Source organism: Chitinophaga sp., from assembly GCF_036569125.1.
In the GTDB taxonomy this organism is placed as follows: Bacteria; Bacteroidota; Bacteroidia; order Chitinophagales; family Chitinophagaceae; genus Chitinophaga.
The window spans coordinates 1-2,668 of record NZ_DATCRF010000100.1 but is presented as its reverse complement, the minus strand read 5'-3'; the positions used below and the strand labels follow the sequence as shown (position 1 = coordinate 2,668).

Annotated in this window: 3 protein-coding genes; all 3 read left to right on the top strand. The window is 47.2% G+C overall.

Annotation, left to right across the window (positions count from 1 at the left end; all coding sequences use genetic code 11):
• On the top strand, positions 1-934 hold a 934-nt coding region (locus tag VIM87_RS03515), incomplete at its 5' end, for a serine hydrolase (protein WP_331995628.1).
• Positions 935-1,077: 143 nt separating this feature from the next.
• On the top strand, positions 1,078-1,791 hold the full coding sequence (locus VIM87_RS03510) for a DUF4397 domain-containing protein (protein WP_331995629.1): 714 nt from the start codon (positions 1,078-1,080) through the stop codon (positions 1,789-1,791).
• Positions 1,792-1,944: 153 nt separating this feature from the next.
• Positions 1,945-2,668 (top strand): aminotransferase class I/II-fold pyridoxal phosphate-dependent enzyme (locus tag VIM87_RS03505; protein WP_331995627.1); only part of this gene is annotated, 724 nt, incomplete at its 3' end.

The following is a 2,668-nucleotide window of genomic DNA, read 5'->3' as shown; positions in this document are numbered from 1 at the left end:
GCATATTCCCGGCCTGGACCGCAATACGCCTATGTATATCGACAGCCTGCCCGGCGTAAGCCCGGCGGTATTTGAGGACAATACTTCGGCCAACGGCCAGGCCAGCATTGCCCATTACATTAAAAAGATATTCCTGGTCAGTGATAATGACGCTTTTAACCGCCTGTATGAGTTTGTGGGCATGGACGCCATGAATGAGCGCCTGTGGCAGATGGGGTACCCCCATGTGCAGCTGCGCACCCGCACCGGCGTAGGATTTCTGCCGCCCGACAGTAACCGGCATACCAATGCTATGTACTTTATAAACAACGGGCAGGAGGTGTACCGGCAGCCGGACCAGTACAGCCAGCTGGTTTTCAGCCCCCGGCATGACAGCGCAGGCAGGGCTTTTTATGACCGCAATAAAGCATTGGTACCCCGGCCCATGAACTTTTCAAAAAGGAACCGCCTTTCCCTGCCGGATGTACATATGATACTACGGAGCTTAATTTTTCCGGAATCTGTAACAAAAAGCCGCCGTTTCCGTTTAACGGAAGATGATTACCGGTTTTTGTACCGCTGCATGTCGCAGTACCCAACGGAAACAGCCTACCCGGCTTATGATTCCACGGAGTTTTACCCGGCCAAAGTAAAGTTCCTGCTGTATGGCGGCGACCGGCGGCTGCAAATACCACCCTACATCCGCATATTCAACAAACCGGGATGGGCTTATGGATATTTAACGGATGTGGCCTATATTGCGGACTTTTCCCACCAGGTAGAGTTTATGGTGGCAGCCACGGTATATGTAAACAAAGACGGCATCATTGGCAGCAACTATCAGTTTAACAAAACAGGAAAACCATTTATGGAGGCTTTAGGCCAGGTACTTTATAAGCATGAACTACAACGGAAAAGAAAATACCTGCCGGATCTTTCGCGTTATAAATATTAATTTATGTGCCGATGTGCCAATATGCTGATGTGCTGATTTATGCACCAGTATAGAAAAATATACCAGCACATCAGCATATTAGCACATCAGCACATTATTATAAATTTGCTAACACTTAAAAATCAATAAAAACAATCAGTGTGATGAGGACTAAAAAGTATCGTTTATGGGCAATAGCCGCCCTCGTTGTAACCGTAACCGGATTTACGGCCTGTTTAAAATCAGACCCTGTGCAGCCGCAGCGGCCGCAAGCCTACTTCATGTTCATTGGCGCTTACAGCACCAGCTTAACCCTGGATGTATATGACAATGGCACCAAACTAAATTCATCAGCATTGCCTTTTGACTTTGTTGCACCTTACAATACAGTAGGAGGCCCGCACGTATTTACTTTCAAGAAAAGCGGTGTGGATAGCATTATAAGAGAAAATACCAACCTGTATGATTCCCTGCAAAGCTATACCCTGGTGCTGCATGGAGATGCTACTACCGGCGCTAAGCTGACCGCTGTTCATGACGACTACTCTGCCACCAGCACCTCTAAAGTGAATTACCGCTTTTATAACCTGAGCCCCAGCATAGGCCCGGTAGACCTGTTCATTAACGACACTAAGCTGACCAGCAATGTGAACTATGCAGGCCAGGGCGGTTTTTACAGCGCCTTTACCACTACAGATGCTACCGGCAGCGGTAATGTATCTATTAAAATAAAAGCTCCCGGTAAAGATTCTGTAATTGCACAGAAAGATAACGTACCCTTAAGCGTAGGTTACCCCTACACTATTTACCTGAAGGGTGAAAAAAATGCGCCTACCGATGCACGCAAGCTGAGCGTAGGTATCATACAGCATAGCTAATGCAGTAATGCAACCAGTATAGACAAATAATTGATGGCAATAATGGGCTGAACAAATGTTCGGCCCATTTTCATTTATACCCTTCCACTAATATTGTGTTGCTTTCACTTTTTTACTGTAGGTTTGTCGAGGTCAATCCATATCATTTATTCTATGACACAACTCGCAGAAAGATTATCCCGGATATCCGAACCGGAAACCATTAAAATGGCTAAATTAAGCCGTGAGCTGAAAGCACAGGGCATTGACATTGTAGACCTGAGCATAGGAGAGCCGGATTTTGAAACCCCTGTACACATCAGGGATGCAGCAAAAAAGGCTATTGACGAGGGCTTTACCCATTACACACCTGTGGCCGGTTATGCTGACCTGCGCCAGGCGGTGGCACACAAATTAAAAAGGGATAACGGACTTGAATATACGCCGGAGCAGATCGTGGTATCTACCGGCGCCAAACAAAGTATTGCCAATGCAGTGCTGAGCATTGTAGACCCGGGCGATGAAGTGATCATTCCCACTCCCTACTGGGTTACTTATTCAGAGCTGGTAAAGCTTTGCCAGGGTGTTGTAAAATTTGTGCCCTGCAGCATTGAGAATAAATATAAGATCACGCCGGAGCAGCTGGAAGCCGCTATTACGCCTGCCACCAGGCTGTTTATGTTCTCCAGCCCCTGCAACCCTACCGGGGCGGTGTATTCCAAGGCAGAGCTGGCGGCCCTGGCCGAAGTGTTTGCCCGGCACCCGGAGGTGTTCATTATTGCCGATGAGATCTATGAATACATTAACTATGTAGGCAAACATGAAAGCATAGCGCAGTTCGGCGACCTGAAAGACCGTACCATTATCATTAATGGTTTAAGTAAAGGTTTTGCCATGA